The following is a 4,543-nucleotide window of genomic DNA, read 5'->3' as shown; positions in this document are numbered from 1 at the left end:
TGGTGCAGCCGATTCTGCGCATGGCCAGCTCGCCGATCGTGGTGCAGCCGATTCTGCGCATGGCCAGCTCGCCGATCGTGGTGCAGCCGATTCTACGCATGGCCAGCTCGCCGATCGTGGTGCAGCCGATCTTACGTTGCGCATGAGGGTTACCATCTAGCCATTTTTCTTTCGGAAGGTTGCCGGTCACTGTTAAAGTTGAGTCTTGTTTCTGTCTTTGCGTTCTGGCGGGAGGCAGGCGGTGACCTTGGATTCGACGCTATTCGCTGCCGGTTATGTTGTGGAAGCAGCGATTCTTATATTGCTGCTTTACAAGCGCGTCTATAAAGACTTTCCGGTGTTTTGTGCATACGTGGCTTGTGGAATGCTGAGCGACACCACTCAGTATTTTCTTGTACGTCGTTATCCTAATTCTGATCTTCGTATATATCTGATTACCACCATCATCGATTCCCTCTTCCAATTTTGCGTTTTAGTTGAAGTCTCTATGTCCGTTCTGCGACCGGTGCGTTCATCCCTTCCCCGCGGAGCTATTTTTGCTGTCGGCCTCATAATTGCTTTGGCCTGTGCGATCATTTGGCCTTTCGCAAAAACTCCTGGGCTGGATCAACTCACTTTGGACAGCCGTCTGATCGTTCATTTCCAGCTAACATTCTCGGTCATACGAATCCTGTTTTTTCTGGCAATCGCGGGGTGCAGTCAATTGCTATCGATCGGATGGCGGGATCGAGAGCTGCAGATTGCCACGGGCCTCGGCTTCTTTTCCATCGTCAGTCTAACTGTGTCGATGCTGCATACCAGCCGAGTGCCTGAGTTTGCCACCCAATATCACCATCTCGAGCAATTGCTTAGCGCAAGTTATCTCTGCTCAATCATTTATTGGATTATGAGCTTCGCTCAAAAGGTTCCGGAGAGACGCGAATTCACGCCACAAATGCAGAATTTCCTACTCGCTATGGCGGGAACTGCGCGTAGTACACGGATTGCCTTGGCGAATTCGTCTTCCGCGCCCAAGAACGACAGCTTTCAGGGGCGCTGACCAAATTGGCCCGGTGGGGACCCAGTCAACCTGCATTTAGTCGCCACGGGGAATTGGGGTGCATCGTGGGGAGCGACCCCAAGCCCTGAAGCTCAACATTCTAAAAATCCTTACATTGATCCCTATGGCCCATCCAGACACCCGAAAGTGTCATTTACTCCTGTCATAGGTTACTTTAAGTTACTGATGTGACCATGAGTGTGGATTACCCCTGGAAGGGGAAATCGCCGGGATTTGCAGAAAACAAGTCCACAAAGTGTGTCTTTTCTGATAGAAGTGTTAGGAACGGTGAGGCGCTGTCCGGCGCTTCACGGAACAACGCGACAGTTACCAAAGACCGGACTGAGGGCTACTCATGATCTTCCCGCTGCTTCAACTTGCTGCAGTTGTTCTGGTTGCCTTGTATCTGGGTCGGTGGCGTTTGAGTGTGCGACGCCGCAATTCTCAGTCGTGGGAGTCGCTGATGTCTCGGCTGCGGCCGGACTGGAGCGCTCGCGAGCTGAGTGACCAGTTCCTGTGGAAAGAAGGACTGAATGCCTCGCCCGAGGATACCTGGACGAGGATGCAGGGTCCCCACGGTCTATGGGTGATGTATCAGAACGCCAAGGTCATGCTCGAAATGGCGGATTTTGCGACCCGGCATTGTGAGAACGTCGATCGCGTGCTGGTGGAGACACTGCGCAGCGACGCAATGCAAATCAGGGTTTGCGTACTGATGGCCCTGGCACAATATGCGTTCAGCCATGCGAGCGAGGGTGTTCGCGTGAATGCATTCCGCGCCGCGTCAATGTACACCGGCATGGCCGCAAGAATGACCCAGCTGTTGCAGGAGAGCGCGGCGGTTCTGGTTCCCGATTTTGTAGCTGCGATGTAACAAGCAGTTCCGTTTTTCAACAAAAACCCCGGCAGCTTGCCGGGGTTTTGCTTTTCTCGGAAACTACGCCTCGAATCAACTTCGTGAACTGGATGCGATCGGCGAGTCGAGCTGACGTTGCCTACACGGGATTGGAGGCGAGAAACGCATTGATGCGCTGGTACTCTTCGCCAGTGAGGCGGAAGTGGAGCGCGGGCGCGAGGCCTTCGACTTGCACCGGGCTGCGGCCGCCTACGATTGACGCTGTAATGGCTGGATGATGGAGCGTCCAGGCAACGGCAACTACACCGGGCTCGACATTATGGGGCTTGCCGATTTCGCGGAGCAGGTCAACCAGGCGCAGGTTGCGGCTTAGACGTGGCTCGTTGAACTCGGGGGCGCGACGCCGCCAGTCGTCTTGCGGCAGAGAGGCAACGCGCTCTGCAGTCATCTTGCCGGTAAGAAGACCGGAAACCATCGGGGAATAGTTAATAACGCCGATGTTGTTGGCCTGCGCGAAGGGCAGGATTTCCTCTTCAATGGCGCGGCGGAGCATGGAATAAGGCGGTTGAAGACTGGTGATCGGCGCGATTTTCTGCGCGCGCTTCATCTGTTCCACATTGAAATTTGACAGGCCGATATAGCGGATCTTGCCCTGATCCTTGAATTTCTCGAGGGCCGCCCAGCCTTCTTCGATTTCGGTTTCGGGGTTGGGCCAGTGGATCTGGTAGAGGTCGATGCTGTCGCGGCCGAGGCGGCGAAGAGAGGCGTGAAGCTCTTCTTCCAGGGACTTGGCTTTGAGCGAGCGGTAGATGCTGCGGTCGTCGTGCCAGCGCATGGAGCACTTGGTGAACACGTAGGGCTTGTGGCTCGTCGTTTTCAGTGCTTTCGCCACCACTTCTTCGGAGTGGCCGAGTCCGTAGATGGCGGCAGTATCGATCCAGTTGACGCCGAGGTCCAGGGCGCGGTGGATGGCGGCGATGGATTCGTTGTCGTCCTGCGGGCCCCAGGCGAACTCCCAATTGCCGCCGCCGATAGCCCAGGCGCCGAAGCCGATGGGGGTGAGTAAAAGATTGGAGTTGCCGAGAGCGCGGAGAGAGGATGCTGCGGAAGTGGTTGTAGTCATCACACTCCGTTGGATGGAGGAGGGCCGATGACGGTTTCACTTTGTGTTTTGTTGGAGTTTGCGCCTGGACGAAGCTTGTAGCTGGTTGCCGGTAGCTCACAGCTACTAGCTACGAGCTAACGGCTAGTGGCTACTGCCAACTCTTGCTGTGGGAATCAGGACGTCAAGGAGTGACTCAAATCACTTTCTTAAAAAGCCAGACATGGCACTCTTTATTTCGTCACATGAACAGACTCCCTCAGGACGAAATGGTTCGCGCGCTCCGGGCCCAGCTTCACCACTTCGACGACAGCCCGGACTTTGGCGATGGGGAGGCGGTTGCAGTGATCCGGCGGCATCTTCTTAATCGCATTCGTGAAGCGGAGGGTGCGATGCGGCGTCCGGTCTGGCTTCGGTCTGAGACGGAAGGCATGCGGGAACAGGTTCTGCATTCAGAGGCAGCGTAAGATGTCAATTTTTGAATTTCGTAAACCGGTAGCTGAACAGCCGCATCGCAATCAGCTGGTGATGCTGCGCCAGACGCTGGACAGGCTCGAAGCAGAGACGGAGGAGACGCCGCAGATCGCCGATTTGAAGCGCATTCTTGCCGGCCGCATCGCGGAACTCGAACGCAAGACGGCATAAAAAGAGGTAACTTACCAATGAGTTTGCATCTATTCGGGCCCGTTTTAGAGTCGAATACCTACAAGTGAGGTCGCTATGCACATAATTACAAGTATCTATTTCGCTGAAATTAGAGATTCAATCAAGGACACGCGCGAAGACGGACTGCGCGCCACGGCCGAGCTGGCCGATCTGACGGACAAGGACCGGCAATGGATCAGCATCTACGAGGGTAAGAATCGCGTGGAGCCGATTGACGGAGAGCGGTGAGGGCCCGGGGTCAGTGATCATCAAGGGTCAGTGATCAGGGGTCAGACTGCCCGGGCCTGAGGCCCATCATCACATTACGACGCTATTCATCGGCCTAAAGGCCGCTGCTCCCTCTGCTGGCTGCTGCATTCTCCATTGAACGAAATCGTGGTATGAGTCGGTCCGTTCCCGATGACAAGGCACTCGATGCGCCGCGCGACCTCCAGAATTTTTCCAATTCCAAATGTCGGATGCGATCGCTTTCGGTAGATGCTCCAAGCTGATGCGCTAGTATCGTGACGACTTGGCCGCGGTGGTGAGCTTCGGTTCGCGGTTTCCCACCCATGTTGTGATTCGCTCGATGCAAATCACGATATGGATGAGGCACCTCGATTCTCGTGATGCGAGCGAAGGGCAAAAGCAGATCCTTCGCGCCGCTTACCCCACTGCGTGGGGCCCCAAGCTTGCGGCGCTCAGGATGACACGCCTCTATTTCATTGGGAGTGGATGCTTTGGGGGAGGTCGTGGTGTTGAGGGAGGAGGTGTGGTGAATAATCCCTGTGGGTGCGAGTCTTGTTAAGAGTCGCACCCTGGGATGCAGCCTCTTGGGGGAGGGCCTTGGAAGATCGACTTCTAGGCGGCCGCGGACATCTGGCCTCTTAGTTTCTGGAGG

Annotated in this window: 6 protein-coding genes; 5 read left to right on the top strand and 1 reads right to left on the bottom strand. The window is 55.6% G+C overall.

Annotated features, from left to right (window positions below; translation table 11 throughout):
* Positions 1–241: 241 nt before the first annotated feature.
* Both WA354_RS03820 and WA354_RS03815 read left to right on the top strand, forming a co-directional pair.
* On the top strand, positions 242–1,039 hold the full coding sequence (locus WA354_RS03820) for a hypothetical protein (protein WP_472811684.1): 798 nt from the start codon (positions 242–244) through the stop codon (positions 1,037–1,039).
* Positions 1,040–1,502: 463 nt separating this feature from the next.
* Positions 1,503–1,913, top strand: coding sequence for a hypothetical protein (locus WA354_RS03815; RefSeq protein WP_472811683.1), 411 nt, complete (start codon positions 1,503–1,505; stop codon positions 1,911–1,913).
* A 121-nt stretch (positions 1,914–2,034) separates the two neighbouring features.
* Here WA354_RS03815 and WA354_RS03810 read toward each other — a convergent pair whose 3' ends face one another.
* Complete coding sequence (locus WA354_RS03810) at positions 2,035–3,018, bottom strand: aldo/keto reductase (protein WP_472811682.1); 984 nt, start codon at positions 3,016–3,018, stop codon at positions 2,035–2,037.
* Between the two features lie 248 nt (positions 3,019–3,266).
* On the opposite strand from WA354_RS03810, the gene WA354_RS03805 reads away from it, so the two are divergent.
* From WA354_RS03805 to WA354_RS03795, 3 genes are all read left to right on the top strand, one after another.
* Positions 3,267–3,464: a hypothetical protein gene (locus WA354_RS03805; protein ID WP_472811681.1), complete on the top strand. Its 198-nt coding sequence runs from the start codon at positions 3,267–3,269 to the stop codon at positions 3,462–3,464.
* Between the two features lies 1 nt (position 3,465).
* The gene (locus WA354_RS03800; protein ID WP_472811680.1) at positions 3,466–3,642 is read left to right on the top strand and encodes a hypothetical protein; all 177 of its coding nucleotides are present in this window, start codon (positions 3,466–3,468) and stop codon (positions 3,640–3,642) included.
* Between the two features lie 75 nt (positions 3,643–3,717).
* The gene (locus WA354_RS03795; RefSeq protein ID WP_472811679.1) at positions 3,718–3,891 is read left to right on the top strand and encodes a hypothetical protein; all 174 of its coding nucleotides are present in this window, start codon (positions 3,718–3,720) and stop codon (positions 3,889–3,891) included.
* The last annotated feature ends 652 nt before the right edge of the window (positions 3,892–4,543 follow it).

It is taken from the genome of Occallatibacter sp., assembly GCF_049802275.1.
Taxonomy (GTDB): domain Bacteria; phylum Acidobacteriota; class Terriglobia; order Terriglobales; family Acidobacteriaceae; genus Telmatobacter.
The sequence above is the reverse complement of the archived record's forward strand: the minus strand, read 5'-3'. Positions and strand labels throughout refer to the sequence as shown.

Coding starts and splice junctions, on each gene's coding strand:
- WA354_RS03815 (WP_472811683.1), top strand. CDS start 1,503: ATGTCTCGGCTGCGGCCGGACTGGAGCGCTCGCGAGCTGAGTGACCAG.
- WA354_RS03810 (WP_472811682.1), bottom strand. CDS start 3,018: ATGACTACAACCACTTCCGCAGCATCCTCTCTCCGCGCTCTCGGCAAC.
- WA354_RS03805 (WP_472811681.1), top strand. CDS start 3,267: ATGGTTCGCGCGCTCCGGGCCCAGCTTCACCACTTCGACGACAGCCCG.
- WA354_RS03800 (WP_472811680.1), top strand. CDS start 3,466: ATGTCAATTTTTGAATTTCGTAAACCGGTAGCTGAACAGCCGCATCGC.
- WA354_RS03795 (WP_472811679.1), top strand. CDS start 3,718: ATGCACATAATTACAAGTATCTATTTCGCTGAAATTAGAGATTCAATC.